Source organism: Sphingomonas crusticola (assembly GCF_003391115.1).
GTDB classification, from domain to species: domain Bacteria; phylum Pseudomonadota; class Alphaproteobacteria; order Sphingomonadales; family Sphingomonadaceae; genus Sphingomonas_I; species Sphingomonas_I crusticola.
In genome coordinates, this window is record NZ_QTJP01000001.1 from 1,026,466 (window position 1) to 1,040,081 (window position 13,616).

Below are 13,616 nucleotides of genomic sequence, written 5' to 3' on the forward strand. Positions count from 1 at the left end.
ACCGATTATTGCAAGTCGAGCACCACCACAGATTTAGGCGGCAAGGTCACGGTCAATGTGCCGCCGGCAACCTGCGCGCCCGTAAATGTCTGCGGCACCACCACGTTTGGCTGATCGAAGCTGTTGATGGCGTTCATGGCGCTGGCCGTGATGATCGTGCCGCTGACGCTGGCCGCGCTGATACCGGCCAGCGTGGTGCTGACCGTGGCGGGCTTGTTGGGATCGAGATTGGCGAGGCCGATATGGACCTGGCCGGCCTTGTCGCGCACGGCAGACGCGCTCACGCCGGGCATCGTCCATTCGCCCTTATTGTACCAGGGGGATTTGAGCTCGATCGGCAGGTTGGTCGCGTCCTGCCACGGCTTGTACATTTTGAAGACGTGGTAAGTCGGCGTTAGCACCATCTTCGGGCCGTCGGTCAGGATCATCGCCTGAAGGACGTTGATCATCTGCGCGATTGCCGTCATTTTCACGCGATCGGCATGCTTGGCGAAGATGTTGATGTTGATCGCCGCTACCAACGCATCGCGCAGGCTGTTCTGCTGAAAGAGGAAACCCGGATTGGTGCCGGGCTCGGCATCGTACCAGGTGCCCCATTCGTCGACGACCAGCCAAACACGCTTCTGCGGATCATATTTGTCCATCACCGCCGAATGGCGCGTGATGAGCTCCTCCATCCGCAGCGTTTTCTTGAGCGTCATCGCCCACTCATTTTCGTCGAACTGGGTCGCCGAACCCTTATGCTCCCAGCCGCCGGGGAAGGTGTAGTAATGGAGCGTGATGCCGTCGATCTGGCTGCCCGCGATACGCATCATCGTATCGGTCCAGTCATAATCTTCGGTGTTGGCGCCGCTCGCGAACTTCATGATACGCGTGCCGGCCGGCGCCTTGATGAAGGTCGCGTAGCGGCGGGTGACGTCGGCGGCATATTCGGCGCGCATGTTGCCGCCGCAGCCCCACAGTTCGTTGCCGATGCCGAAATAGGGTAATTTCCATGGCTCTTTGTGGCCATTGGCCGCGCGTTCCTGCGCCAGGCTCGAGCCGGTTGGCGAGGTGATATATTCGATCCACTCCGCCATTTCGCGCGGCGGAGCATCCCCGACATTTCCGGAAATGTAAGGCTCGGCGCCGATCAGATCGACAAAGCCCATATATTCGTCGGTGCCGAAGCTGTTGGGCTCGGTCACCCCGCCCCAATGCGTGTTGACCTTGACCGGGCGCTTGTTGGGCGCGCCAACGCCATCGCGCCAATGATATTCGTCGGCGAAACAGCCGCCCGGCCAGCGCACCACCGGCACACTCAGGGCCTTGAGCGCGTCCACGACATCGCTGCGATAGCCTCGGACATTGGGGATTTTCGAGTTTCGGCCCACCCACACGCCCTCGTAAATGCCGTGGCCGAGATGCTCCGCAAACTGGCTGAAGACCTGGCGGTTGATGATGGGGCCCGGCTGATCACCGTGGATGACGAGCGTTGCATCCGCACCCCCTGTTTGTGCAGAAGCAGGCGCAAGAGCGCTGGCCATCAACAGGGCACCCACAGCACTTCGCAGTAAAGCGCGACCTGAAAATCCGTGCATTGCCCTCTCCCTCGGTGCTTATTGCCTATACTTGTCTGACAATTACGATAGCGTTACGGTCGGCGTCAATCAAGCAGCCTCGGCTGCTCGACAAAGCGGCGACAGCTCCGCATATCAGGCCGGGGAGGACCTTGAATGAGTGCGCAGCAGAGGCTCGGGGCCGAGAAGGTCAACCCGCCGCCCACCGCTCCTCGGTCGAAGCGCCTGCATGACTCGATCGCGCATCAGCTGGGTGTCGCCATCCTGACCGGCCATTATCAGCCAGGCGACATATTGCCCGGTGAGATCGAATTCGCCGAACAATTGCAGGTTTCGCGCAGCGCCTATCGCGAGGCGGTGCGGATGCTTTCAGCCAAGGGGCTGGTGGAAAGCCGGCCCAAGACCGGTACCCGGGTGAGCGAGCGCGACCGGTGGAACTTGCTGGATCCCCAAGTGCTGGGCTGGGCGTTCGCTTCGGAACCGAGCGAGAAATTCATCCGCGACCTGTTCGAGCTTCGCTCGATCGTCGAGCCCGCAGCCGCTGAAATCGCCGCAATCCGCCGCACCGGGGCCGACCTGGCCCATATGGGACATGCTCTCGGCGAGATGGCGCGGTTTGGGCTCGCGACCGAGGAAGGCCGGGCGGCCGACCAGAAGTTTCATCACGCGATTCTCGCTGCCGCGCGCAACGCACCGCTCATGGCCCTGTCCAGTTCGATCGCGGCCGCGGTGCGCTGGACGACCATCTTCAAGCAGCGCAAGCGGAAGCTTCCCCGCGATCCGCTTCCCGACCACCGCCTGCTTTACGACGCGATCGTGGAAGGGAACCCGGTTGCCGCGCGCCATGCGATGACCGAACTGGTCCGGCTCGCGCTGGAGGACACGGAACTGTCGCTTCGCGCCTAGCGCCTGAATATAGCCCGATTCACGCCGTGGGCGGAAACGCGCAGCGCCTCCACCAATAACGATCTGGCTCTAGTGGTTGTCGCGCGGCAGGCCCTTGGTCTGGGCGATGCGCTGATATTTCTCGCTGCCTTCCAGGATCGCGCCCTTATCCATCTGCCCGACCAAGGCGCGCTGGATCTCCTGCCAGGGCGTTTGGGAAGCCGGATAAGGATAGCCACCGTTGACCTCCAGCGCCTCACGGCGGCGCTGCAGCTCGGCCGCGTCGACCAGCATATCGGCCCGCCCCTTGGCGAGGTCGATCCGCACGCGATCGCCGGTCTGAAGCAGCGCCAGCCCACCCATCGCCGCCGCTTCGGGCGAGGCGTTGAGAATCGAGGGCGAGCCGCTTGTGCCCGACTGCCGGCCATCGCCGATGCAGGGTAAGGCATGGATGCCTTCTTCGATCAGATAGGCCGGTGGGCGCATGTTGACCACCTCAGCCGCGCCAGGATAGCCGATCGGCCCGGCGCCGCGCATGAACAGTACCGTATCAGTGGTGATCCCGGTCGCCGGATCGTCGATCCGGCGGTGATAATCCTCTGGCCCGTCGAACACTACCGCCGGCCCTTCGAATGCCTCAGGGTCATCCGGATTGGAGAGATAGCGTGCGCGGAAATGCGGGCTGATCACGCTCGTCTTCATGATCGCAGCGTCGAACAAATTCCCGCTTAGCACGATAAAACCTGCGTCCGTCATCAGCGGCTGACCGAAGCGGCGGATGACGCGATCGTCCTCGATCGTCGCATCGCGGCAATTGTCACCAATGGTGCGCCCATTGGCGGTGATCACGTCCTCGCGGATCAGCCCCTGCTTCATCAGCTCACTGACGACCGCAGGTACGCTACCGGCGCGATAATAATCTTCGCCAAGATACTCGCCGGCCGGCTGCAGATTGACCAACAGCGGCACTTTATGCCCGAACTCCTGCCAATCCTTGAGCGTGAGCTCGGCACCGACATGGCGCGCGATCGCCTGGAGATGGATCGGCGCATTGGTCGATCCCCCGATGGCCGAGTTGACGACGATCGCATTGAGGAAGGCGTCGCGGGTCATGATGTCGGACGGCTTCAAATCTTCCGCCACCATCTCGACGATGCGTTTGCCGGTGCGATAGGCCGCCTCCTGCCGATCGCGATACGGTGCCGGGATCGCGGCCGTGCCGGGCAACATCATGCCGAGGGCTTCCGCCAGGCTGTTCATGGTGCTGGCGGTACCCATCGTATTGCAGAAGCCGGTCGACGGTGCGGACGAGGCGACGAGCTTGATGAAGCCTTGTCCGTCGATTTCTCCGGTCGCGAGCAACTCGCGCGCCTTCCATACGATCGTTCCGGATCCGGTGCGCTCCCCCTTGAACCAGCCATTGAGCATCGGCCCGACCGACAGGGCGATGGCAGGCAGGTTCACGGTCGCTGCCGCCATCAGCAACGCGGGCGTCGTCTTGTCGCAGCCGGTGGTCAGGACCACGCCGTCAATCGGGTAACCGTACAGGGCTTCGACAAGGCCGAGATAGGCAAGGTTGCGATCGAGCCCGGCGGTGGGCCGCTTGCCGGTTTCCTGGATCGGATGAACCGGAAACTCCAGCGCGATCCCCCCAGCCTCGCGGATGCCTTCGCGAATGCGCTCGGCAAGCACGAGGTGATGCCGATTGCATGGCGACAGATCCGATCCGGTCTGGGCGATGCCGATGATTGGCTTGCCCGACTGCAACTCTTCCAGGCTCAACCCGTAATTGAGATACCGTTCCAGATAGAGAGCGGTCATGTCGATATTGTCGGGATTATCGAACCAGGCGCGGGAACGGAGTTTGGCGTTCCCGGGCGGGTCACGGTCGGTCATGTTCTTACTTTCGAGATGCTAAGCGCGGACTGACGGAAAAAGAATAGATCATCATATTGTGGTAGGTCGCCGCCATATCCAGCGGGGCAGACCCGAATTTTGTCGGGCTTGGCGTACCGGAAAGACCTTTCGCGCCATCCCTGCCTCGTTCTGTTGCCGGCATGCATAGCCGGAGTTACCAACTGCCGTACCGTTCGGGAAGTTGCCCGTATAGGGTTGAAGTCTATACCGATTGCTCGATATTTTAATCACATCGGCGGCCGGCGGGTTATACGGGCTGCGCTCGGCATCTCTGCCCGATGCTGGGCCCGTCGTTGCACTAACCGGTAAGGCGGAACTCGCCCCTCCTCTCCGCATCGCTTCTCCCTCCGCCATAGACGCCCATTGACGGGTTTGATGAGGCTTTATACTCAGACAAAAGCAAAAGGGAATAAACCCGGTCAGCTTTCGGCTGATCATCGCAGAGGATGAAGTATGGCCGGACCGGCGGGTTTGACGCCCCATTCGACTGGTGCCTCCGGGGCCGCGCCGTCCTATCGCGCCGCGCTGACGCTCCTCGCCACATTATTCTTCATGTGGGGCTTTATCACCGTCATCAACAACACGCTGCTGCCGCACCTCAGAAGCGTCTTCGACCTCAACTATACCCAGACGACATTGATCGAAAGCGTATGGTTCATCGCCTATTTCGTGGCGTCGATCCCTTCCGCCAAGCTGATCGAGCGGATCGGCTATCAAAAGTCACTGGTCGTCGGCCTCCTTGTAATGGCGGCGGGCGCGCTCGGCATGGTGCTCGCGGCCAGCCTTCCCTCCTATGGGGTGACCCTGGTCATGCTGTTCGTGATCGCAAGCGGAATCACGCTGCTGCAGGTCGCGGCCAACCCCTATGTTGCCGTCGTCGGCCCGCCGCAAACCGCATCCTCCCGGCTCAATCTCGTCCAGGCGCTCAACTCCGCCGGGACTATGTTGGCGCCCTTATTTGGCGCTTACCTGATCTTGGGCCGCTCCGTTGGCGGCACGGTCGCGGAAGGCACGGTACTGACCCCGGCCGAACGATTGGCCGACGCGCATTCCGTGGTCTTGCCTTACGTCCTGGTCGCAATCGTGCTGGTGGTGCTGGCGGTAGCGATCGCGCGCTTTCCACTGCCGGCGATGGGTTCGGCGACGAGCCGGCTAGCGAAGGAAGAGCGCAGGCATCATTCGCTCTGGCGCCACCGCAATCTCGTATTCGGTATTCCCGCGATCTTCATTTATCTGATCGCGGAAATCGGTGTCGCCAATCTGTTCGTCAACTTCGTGAGCCAGCCCGATATCGCCAACCTCACGCATGAGCATGCGGGCCGCTACCTCACGTTCTTGTGGGGGGGCATGATGATCGGCCGTTTCGCCGGTTCCGCTATCATGCAGAAAGTACGCCCCGAAACCCTGCTCGCTGTCTTTTCGGTGGGCGCCTTCCTGGTGATGATGATCACCGTCTTCGCCCACGGCCCGGTGGCGATGTGGTCGTTAATCCTGGTGGGCCTGTTTCACTCGATTATGTTCCCGACCATCTTCACGCTCGGCATCCGAGGGCTTGGGCCGCTGACCGAGGAAGGGTCGGGCCTGCTGATCATGGCGATCGCGGGCGGGGCGCTGGTTGTCGTCCAAGGCAAGCTCGCCGATGCCTATGGCTTGCAATGGTCTTTCCTGTTGACCGCGGCCTGCGAGCTCTACGTCCTGTTCTACGCCTTATGGGGCAGCCGCCCGACCAATGCGGTTGAGGATGCGGGGCAGACCGGGGGCTGAGGGAGCGAACTTACGGCGTTGCCAGCATCGGTGCCGGGCGGGCACATGCTGCGCATCCCTAAGCTGCGATACGACCACGCATCGTTTCAAAAGGACAAAGCCCGGCGAGAAATTGATCGGTGCACGCGTCCCAGCTGTAGCGACGGCCCTCCACCGCACAAGCAGATGGTTGCGCGGTAAGAGCGAGACTGATTGCCGCGGCGAGATCCTCGTCCAGCGCCCCCACCCGGCGGCTGGCTCCGCCGACGATATCGAGCGGACCTTGGACCGGAAAAGCGGCGATCGGCGTGCCGGCCGCCAGCGCCTCTATCATGACCAGCCCAAACGTATCGGTCCGGCTCGGAAAGACGAAGACGTCGGCGGAGGCATAAGCTGACGCCAACTCGGCACCGTGCAAGGGCCCGAGGAAATGAGCATTGGGATAGCGCCGTTCCAGCTGCGCGCGCGCCGGGCCGTCGCCGACGATTACCTTCGATCCGCCGACCGGGGCGTCGAGGAATGCGTCAATATTCTTCTCGACGGCGACCCGTCCAACATACAGCTGAATCGGCCGCGGAAGGCCGGCCATGGCGGTGAGGCCAAGTGTGCCGGGTGTAAACAGATCAAGGTCGACGCCGCGCGACCAGGCGTGCGTCTGCGGCAAGCCGTGATGGGCGAGCTCCTTTGCAAGGGCCGCGGTCGCGACCATGATCCTGGCAGCAGGCGCATGGAAACGCCGGACGATCGGCCAGAACCAGCCCGAGGGCAGCCCCGTACGCAACGCCACATAATCGGGGAAACGGGTGTGAAAGGATGTCGAGAAAGGCAAACCTCGATCAAGACACCAGCGTCGGGCCGACCAACCAAGCGGGCCCTCCGTCGCGATATGAATCGCGTCCGGGCGGAAAGCTTCCAGCCGCCGTTCGGTTTCACGACCGGCGCCAATTGCCAAGCGGATTTCGGGATAACTCGGACACGGGATCGTGCGGAACTGATCGGGCGTGATCGTCTCGACGCTGTGGCCGCGCGACCGCAGCCGTACGACTGTGGTCTCGAGCGTCCGCACCACCCCGTTCACCTGCGGACGCCATGCGTCGGAGATCAGCGCAATCTTCATGCCGGTACGAGCGCGAGGGGGGACATCGCTTTTTTCGGGACCGCACCTGCCGCCTCACTTCGCTTATGCTCTGCCCAATCGATGATCTCCATCCGACCGTCTTCATGCTCGGTCAGGGCGGTGCAGCTCTCCACCCAATCGCCATCATTGTAATAAGTGATGTCGCCAAACTGGCGGATTTCCGCCGAGTGGATGTGACCGCACACCACGCCGTCGACGTGCCGCTCGGCGGCGGCGTGCGCCACCACCTCCTCGAACTTCGAGATGAACTGGACCGCATTCTTGACGCGCTTCTTGAGATGCGCGGCGAGCGACCAATAAGGCAGGCCAAAGCGGCGCCGGACGAAATTCACCGCCGAATTCGCCTTGAGCAGGAATTCGTAGGCGCTGTCCCCGAGGAAGGCGAGCCACTTGGCGTAAAGCACGATGCTGTCGAACTGATCCCCATGCAGCACCAGCAACCGGCGGCCGTCCGCCGTCTCGTGGATCGCCTCGCTCACCACGGTGACGTCGCCGAACGCGAGGCCGGTATAGTCGCGCAGCACCTCGTCATGGTTGCCGGGCACGTAAACTACATGAGTGCCGCGCTTCGCCATCTTGAGAATACAGCGGACGACATCGTTATGCTGGGGTGGCCAATACCATCCCTTGCGCAGCCGCCAAGCATCGATGATGTCGCCGACCAGGTAAAGCGTGTCGCACTCGATCGACTTCAGGAAATCGAGCAGCAATTCCGCATTGCAGCCCGGGGTGCCAAGATGGATATCAGAGATCCACACGGTGCGATAACGCGTACGCTGGCGCGGCGCGGGTTTGGGATCAGCATCGTCGTCGAGCCAGGCCGGTAGCGATGTCGGCGCCGAAAAAGGCTTCTTAGGGCCGGAGGGAGACGTGCGAAACGCCATCGGGAGATCTGGGAGAGAGGCCAAGCTTTCACTCCTCGCGCCGTTTCAATGGGCTCGCCTCTAGTACAGCCTGATGAAAGCCCGGGGTCAGTCTTGTGGCAGAATGATGAAGCAGCGCGTGTCTCGTGCCCTTTGTAACAAAACCGTGATCATCCCGTCGCGTTTCTGTCGCCGAACTGACCGATAGCCTTTCTCCAGCATGGGAGAACGGCGCGTGGAAACAGTGATGCAAACGCGATCGGTGGCGGCAGCCTATGATCGTTGGGCGCCCATCTATGATCTTGTCTTTGGCGCCGTTTTTCGGCGCGGTCGTGGCATCGCGATCGAGGCCGCGAACCGGGTTGGCGGACGCGTGCTGGAAGTCGGCGTCGGCACGGGCATCTCGCTGCCTTATTACAGCAAGCGTTGCACGCTCTACGGCGTCGACATTTCGGACGGTATTCTCGCCAAGGCCCGGGCCCGCGCCGAGTTGCTCGACAATGTCGAGGCGATCGCGGTGATGGACGCCGAAGACCTCAAGTTCGCGAACGGCGCGTTCGACGTGGTCGTTGCGCAATATGTCGTCACCGCCGTGCCCAACCCGGAACGCGCGCTCGACGAATTCGCGCGTACCGTCCGCCGGGGCGGCGAGATCATCATCACCACCCGCATCGGTGCCGGCAAGGGCCTGCGCGGCGGTATCGAGAAAGCCTTGATGCCGGTTACCAGTCGCCTGGGCTTCCGCACCGAATTCCCGTTCGAACGCTATGCCGATTGGGCGATGCAGAACGGGAACGTCGAACTGATCGAGCGCAGCCCCCTTCCCCCGCTCGGCCATTTCGAGCTTCTCCGCTTCCGCAAGAACTGAACGGATTTTGCATGACCGACACGCTGTCTCACTCCACGGGCAAGATCGCCGCCTTTCGCGCGCAGCTCGACGAACAGCGCTGGGATGATCACCGTTATTATCATCACAGCACTATCAACCAGAGCCTGCACTTCCTGAGCGCGAGCACCTTCATCGGCGCCTATATCCTGATGTTCCACGATCCGGCGCTGGCGAGCCTGCTCGGCTGGTGCGTTGCGATGACCAGCCGACAGGCGGGCCACTTCTTCTTTGAGCCCAAGGGCTTTGACACGGTCAACGATGTGACCCACCAGCATAAGGAGGAGATCAAGGTCGGCTATAATCTCGTTCGCAAGGTCGTCTTCATGACGATGTGGGCGCTGATGCCGCTGCTCCTGCTGGTCAGCCCGACATTGTTCGGCCTCTTCGCCCCGATCCCCGGTCCGATGGGGTTCCTGCGCCATGTTGGCCTAATGTGGCTGGCGCTCGGCATCGGCGGGCTGCTCTTCCGCACGTTTCAATTGTTCTTTGTACGCGATGTACCAACGGGGCTGGTGTGGGCGGCAAAGATCATCACCGACCCGTTCAACGATTTCATTCAATATCGGCACGCGCCGGTGCGGCTGCTGAAGGGCGAACGCCTCGACGCCGGTATCGCGACGCGTTGAACGGGGAAAATCGTCTCATCCGTTCGTGCTGAGCCTGTCGAAGCACTGCCCTCTCAGCGGCAGCGAAAAAAGTGCAGCCCTTCGACAAGCTCACAGCGAACGGAGAATCTCTTGTTGCCTCTACCAGCCGAGCCGCTTCGCGATCAGCTCACGCAGGATGCCGCGGCGGACCTGCTTGTTGGTGGCGCCTGCGGGATGCCACCACCAGCCGTTCGCCGCCATGCGCTGCGCCGCGCGAGTGAAGCGCTCGACCACCGCGTCGAAATCGGCGTCGCTATAGTTGAGACTGAAAATGATGCGGCCGGTACCCACCCAGCTCAGAAGCAGCCCTTCTTCGCGCAGATAATATTGCAGCATCCAGTTGAAGCGCGAGGGCACGGTATAAATTATGGTCCAGATCGACGACAGGTTGGCGACGCGCACCGGCAGCCCCGCCGCCTCCAGGCTGGCATTCATGCGAGCTGCGCGGCCGTTCCAGCGCTCGTCGAGCCCGTCATACAGCGCCTGTGTTTCCGGCAGGTCGAGCGCGCGCAGGAACGCGTTGGTCGTCGCCATCACATAGGGATGCGCGTTGAATGTGCCGCGGGCGAAGCAGATATCGACCGGCCGGTCCGCGCGAAAGCGCTTCATCAGCGCCGCCTTGCCGACCAGCACCCCGATCGGCAGGCCGCCGCCCAGCGTCTTGCCGTAGGTCACCATATCCGGCCGGATGCCGAAATATTCGGCGGCGCCGCCGCGTGCGATCCTAAAGCCGGTAAAGACGTCATCGAGGATCAGCACGATCCCGCGCTCGCGGCAGACTTCCGCCAGGCGGGCCAACCATTCCACATAGCCGTTGCGATGAAAGGCAGCGCTACGGCTGCCATCCACCAATGTGTTGTCGGAAGGCGCTGCCGCATTGGGATGAAGCGCCTGCAGGGGGTTGATCAGCACGCAGGCAATGTCGTGCCGCGTCGCCAAGGTGCGCAACGCCTTTTCGGACATTTCAGCCAGGGTGAAGGTTCGGTCGGCCGAAACCGGGTTGCCGATGCCCGGCTGCACATCGCCCCACCAGCCGTGATAGGCGCCGCAGAAGCGCACGACACGGCTGCGCCGCGTGTGATAGCGGGCAAGGCGCACGGCCTGCATCACCGCTTCCGTGCCCGACATGTGGAACGAGACCTCGTCGAGGCCAGTCAGCGCCCGCAGGCGCGCGACATTGTCGGCCACGACCGGATGCATCGCGCCGAGCACGGGACCGAGCCCGCCAACCTGCGCGACCGCCTCGACAATCATCGCCTTGTAGGCATCGTAGCCGAGCAGGTTGACGCCGTAGGAGCCGGCGAGGTCGTAGAAATCATTGCCGTCGAGATCGGTGACGGTGACCCCGTGCGAGCGCTCGACGAACGCGCCGACGCCGAGTTGCTCGCGCACCACCTTCGCGAACTGGAACGGCACGCGATAGCTGCCGGTGAATTGCAGGTCGGACAGGCCCTCGCGCGTCTCGGCGGTGAGCGCGCGGCTTTTCGGAAAACGCTCGGCGAACAGCGCCGCCAGCCGGTGGAAGCCTTGTTCGCGTTTATGCACCACATCCTCGGGCGCACCGTCGCAGCGGAAGAATGTGGCTTCGTCATAATCGAGCGCAGGGATCAGCCCGGCGACGCGCCGCGACCATTTGGAATGGCCGGCCAGCGAGCGGTGTTTCGCTTGAGACAGCAAAAGGCGGCGTCGGCCAGCGGTAGCGCCGAGCCCGACCGATCCAGCCGCGAGGAAGGCGAGAGACCAGTTCATGACTTTTGCTACCGCCTTTTGGCAACGGGAATATGACAATGCGCTCCGCTATCGCCAGGCTCGCCGCGAACGAGGATCTGAATTTCCTGCTCACCAACCGCCTGCCGCGGCGGCTCGCGACCGATTTCATCGGCTGGTTCAGCAAGATCGAACAGCCGCTGGTGGCACGAGCTTCAATTGCGCTGTGGCGGTTATTCTCGGACGTCGACCTGACCGACGCCGCCGCCCTGCGATTTCCTAGCATGCACGCCTGCTTCACGCGCAGCCTACGTCCCGGGTCCAGGCCGGTAGACGCTGACCCGGATGTCCTTGCCAGCCCTTGCGACGCGATCGTCGGCGCGTACGGCATGGTCGCCGGCGACACTGTTCACCAGATCAAGGACGCACCCTATCGACTGAGCGAATTGCTCGGCGATGCGGAAGCATCCCGGGCCTACGAAGGCGGCACCTACGTCACGCTGCGGCTCACGGCCGGCATGTATCATCATTTCCACGCGCCGCATGACCTGACGGTCGAGCAGGTCACCTATATCTCCGGCGACTGCTGGAACGTGAATCCAATCGCGCTGAAACGTGTCGAGCGGTTGTTCTGCAAGAACGAGCGCGCCGCGATCCACTGCCGGCTCGCGGACGGCACGCCGGTGCTGCTGGTGGCTGTCGCCGCGGTGCTGGTGGCGAGTATCCGGCTGACCTTCCTGGATACGGTTCAGGCCTTGCGCGTCGGCGGCCCGCGCGAGATTCGCCTAGAAGCCCGGCTGTCGAAAGGGGTGGACATGGGCTGGTTCGAGCACGGTTCGACCATCGTCATGCTCACACCGCCGGGTTTCAAGCTGGCGGAGCGTATCGATGCCGGGCTGCGGCTGCGCGCCGGCGAAGCGCTGTTCAGGCGCAGCTGAGACTTTCCTGCGAGGTGTGTGCCAAGCTACTCCGCGTCGCCGCTCGGCGCGCAATTACGCCGCCCGCCGGAGCTTCCTTCTTCCCGATCCGGCGAGTTTTCCGAGCAGGGCCGCGAAACGATCAAGGCTGTCTGTCGCCGATATCGTACGCGCCAGCGCAAGACGCGCTGCCTGCGTGGTGTCGCGGGCCTGGATAAGGCTCAGCAAACCTTCGACGATCGCGCTTGGGCTGCCGGGGGCGACGATCGTAGCACTTGCCTGCAGGAACTCCGCAAGCTCGGAATCGGGATCGGCGGTAACGAGGATGCGCTTTCCGCTGGCGAGCATGCCACCCAATTTCGACGGCAATACCAGTTCGCTCATGCCGGCATCCTGAGGCAGCATGTGGCAATCGGCGAGGTTGAGGAATTCGGGAAGACGCGTTTCAGGCTGCAACGGCAGGAAGCGGACGTTTGGAAGAGCGCCGTAACGCTGTTGCAGACTTTCCCGCTCCGGTCCGTCGCCGGCGATCACGAACGCGAAACGGGCATCGTCCTGAAGCGACTCCGCCGCATCGAGCACGAGGTGCAGCGCCTGTTTGCGCCCGATCTGCCCTGAATAAAGGCACACGAACCGATCCTGGAGACCCAATTCCTCACGATAACCGTTTGGCGTGCCAAGCGGACGGATGCGCTCTACGTCAACCCAGTTGCGAACGAGCACCAGCCGCTCGGCAGGCACGCCTTTGCGTTCGATTGCCGTCTGCATCTTGGTCGAGATCGTGACGATCTGGTCGAAGCGGCGCATCAACAGGCGTTCCACGCCGAAAGCCAGGCGCAGCAGCGGCTTGGGCAGCCGGATGTGGCCGACGGCGAGCGCCGCGTCGACCTCCAGATCCTGCACGTGCAGCACCGTGCGCGCGCCCACCAGCCAGGCAGCAAGCAAGGCGGTCGGTGCGGTCGCCAATGTCGGCTCGACGCACAGTACGACATCGGGACGTTGCGACAGAATGCGCCAGACGAGCACCGGCGATGCAGTCAGCCCGAAGGACAGCGAGGTCAGCAACCGGACCAGTCCGCTCGCCTTTTTCCTCAGGAAAATGGGGCAGCGCCAGACCCGCACTCCGTCCAACCATTCCGCCGCATAACGCGAGGCGGAATATGGTGGACGGACATACCAGCCGGGATAATGCGGCGGCGGGCATACGACTTCCGTCGCCGCGCCTCGAACGGCCAGTCCCACCGCAAGCTCTCCGGTATAACGGCCGACGCCGGTCAGCTCGGGCGCGTAGGACGGCGTTGTAATGAGAACCGAATATGCCGGGGCCGCCATGCCAATTCCATCGATGGAC

General features: G+C 62.8%; 11 protein-coding genes. 5 read left to right on the forward strand and 6 right to left on the reverse strand.

Going from position 1 to position 13,616, the window contains the following annotated elements; all coding sequences use genetic code 11:
- Window positions 1-5: 5 nt before the first annotated feature.
- Window positions 6-1,526: an alpha-N-arabinofuranosidase gene (locus DX905_RS04930; RefSeq protein ID WP_205412194.1), complete on the reverse strand. Its 1,521-nt coding sequence runs from the start codon at window positions 1,524-1,526 to the stop codon at window positions 6-8.
- Window positions 1,527-1,715: 189 nt separating this feature from the next.
- Between DX905_RS04930 and DX905_RS04935 the strand changes: the two genes are divergently transcribed.
- Window positions 1,716-2,465, forward strand: coding sequence for a FadR/GntR family transcriptional regulator (locus DX905_RS04935; protein ID WP_116090361.1), 750 nt, complete (start codon window positions 1,716-1,718; stop codon window positions 2,463-2,465).
- 69 nt (window positions 2,466-2,534) lie between these two features.
- Here DX905_RS04935 and DX905_RS04940 read toward each other — a convergent pair whose 3' ends face one another.
- The gene (locus DX905_RS04940; protein WP_116090362.1) at window positions 2,535-4,340 is read right to left on the reverse strand and encodes an IlvD/Edd family dehydratase; all 1,806 of its coding nucleotides are present in this window, start codon (window positions 4,338-4,340) and stop codon (window positions 2,535-2,537) included.
- A gap of 474 nt (window positions 4,341-4,814) precedes the next feature.
- On the opposite strand from DX905_RS04940, the gene DX905_RS04945 reads away from it, so the two are divergent.
- Window positions 4,815-6,125 carry a sugar MFS transporter gene (locus DX905_RS04945; RefSeq protein ID WP_116090363.1) on the forward strand — a complete coding sequence of 437 codons (1,311 nt, stop codon included), beginning with the start codon at window positions 4,815-4,817 and terminating at the stop codon, window positions 6,123-6,125.
- A gap of 58 nt (window positions 6,126-6,183) precedes the next feature.
- Here DX905_RS04945 and DX905_RS04950 read toward each other — a convergent pair whose 3' ends face one another.
- Both DX905_RS04950 and DX905_RS04955 read right to left on the reverse strand, forming a co-directional pair.
- The gene (locus DX905_RS04950) at window positions 6,184-7,221 is read right to left on the reverse strand and encodes a glycosyltransferase family 4 protein (RefSeq protein WP_116090364.1); all 1,038 of its coding nucleotides are present in this window, start codon (window positions 7,219-7,221) and stop codon (window positions 6,184-6,186) included.
- A complete protein-coding gene (locus DX905_RS04955; protein WP_116090365.1) occupies window positions 7,218-8,126 on the reverse strand; it encodes a UDP-2,3-diacylglucosamine diphosphatase in 909 nt (302 codons plus the stop codon). The genes DX905_RS04950 and DX905_RS04955 overlap by 4 nt, the downstream gene beginning before the upstream one ends.
- Window positions 8,127-8,325: 199 nt before the next feature.
- Here DX905_RS04955 and DX905_RS04960 point away from each other — a divergent pair, with 199 nt between their 5' ends.
- Complete coding sequence (locus tag DX905_RS04960; RefSeq protein WP_116090366.1) at window positions 8,326-8,973, forward strand: class I SAM-dependent methyltransferase; 648 nt, start codon at window positions 8,326-8,328, stop codon at window positions 8,971-8,973.
- Between the two features lie 11 nt (window positions 8,974-8,984).
- A complete protein-coding gene (locus DX905_RS04965; protein WP_116090367.1) occupies window positions 8,985-9,620 on the forward strand; it encodes a hypothetical protein in 636 nt (211 codons plus the stop codon).
- A gap of 120 nt (window positions 9,621-9,740) precedes the next feature.
- Here the strand turns inward: DX905_RS04965 and DX905_RS04970 are convergent, their stop codons facing one another.
- Entirely contained in the window at window positions 9,741-11,390 is a 1,650-nt protein-coding gene (locus DX905_RS04970) for an aminotransferase class III-fold pyridoxal phosphate-dependent enzyme (RefSeq protein WP_116090368.1), read from the reverse strand.
- A 38-nt stretch (window positions 11,391-11,428) separates the two neighbouring features.
- On the opposite strand from DX905_RS04970, the gene asd reads away from it, so the two are divergent.
- Window positions 11,429-12,286 (forward strand): archaetidylserine decarboxylase, encoded by an 858-nt coding sequence (gene asd / locus DX905_RS04975; RefSeq protein ID WP_205412196.1) that lies wholly within the window; start codon window positions 11,429-11,431, stop codon window positions 12,284-12,286.
- A gap of 54 nt (window positions 12,287-12,340) precedes the next feature.
- Here the strand turns inward: asd and DX905_RS04980 are convergent, their stop codons facing one another.
- On the reverse strand, window positions 12,341-13,597 hold the full coding sequence (locus DX905_RS04980; protein WP_162875465.1) for a WcaI family glycosyltransferase: 1,257 nt from the start codon (window positions 13,595-13,597) through the stop codon (window positions 12,341-12,343).
- Window positions 13,598-13,616: the final 19 nt, after the last annotated feature.

What these genes read in the sequence shown, in the direction of transcription:
- DX905_RS04930 (WP_205412194.1), bottom strand. Translation starts at nt 1,526, where the DNA reads ATGGCCAGCGCTCTTGCGCCTGCTTCTGCACAAACAGGGGGTGCGGAT.
- DX905_RS04935 (WP_116090361.1), top strand. Translation starts at nt 1,716, where the DNA reads ATGAGTGCGCAGCAGAGGCTCGGGGCCGAGAAGGTCAACCCGCCGCCC.
- DX905_RS04940 (WP_116090362.1), bottom strand. Translation starts at nt 4,340, where the DNA reads ATGACCGACCGTGACCCGCCCGGGAACGCCAAACTCCGTTCCCGCGCC.
- DX905_RS04945 (WP_116090363.1), top strand. Translation starts at nt 4,815, where the DNA reads ATGGCCGGACCGGCGGGTTTGACGCCCCATTCGACTGGTGCCTCCGGG.
- DX905_RS04950 (WP_116090364.1), bottom strand. Translation starts at nt 7,221, where the DNA reads ATGAAGATTGCGCTGATCTCCGACGCATGGCGTCCGCAGGTGAACGGG.
- DX905_RS04955 (WP_116090365.1), bottom strand. Translation starts at nt 8,126, where the DNA reads ATGGCGTTTCGCACGTCTCCCTCCGGCCCTAAGAAGCCTTTTTCGGCG.
- DX905_RS04960 (WP_116090366.1), top strand. Translation starts at nt 8,326, where the DNA reads ATGGGAGAACGGCGCGTGGAAACAGTGATGCAAACGCGATCGGTGGCG.
- DX905_RS04965 (WP_116090367.1), top strand. Translation starts at nt 8,985, where the DNA reads ATGACCGACACGCTGTCTCACTCCACGGGCAAGATCGCCGCCTTTCGC.
- DX905_RS04970 (WP_116090368.1), bottom strand. Translation starts at nt 11,390, where the DNA reads ATGAACTGGTCTCTCGCCTTCCTCGCGGCTGGATCGGTCGGGCTCGGC.
- asd (WP_205412196.1), top strand. Translation starts at nt 11,429, where the DNA reads ATGCGCTCCGCTATCGCCAGGCTCGCCGCGAACGAGGATCTGAATTTC.
- DX905_RS04980 (WP_162875465.1), bottom strand. Translation starts at nt 13,597, where the DNA reads ATGGCGGCCCCGGCATATTCGGTTCTCATTACAACGCCGTCCTACGCG.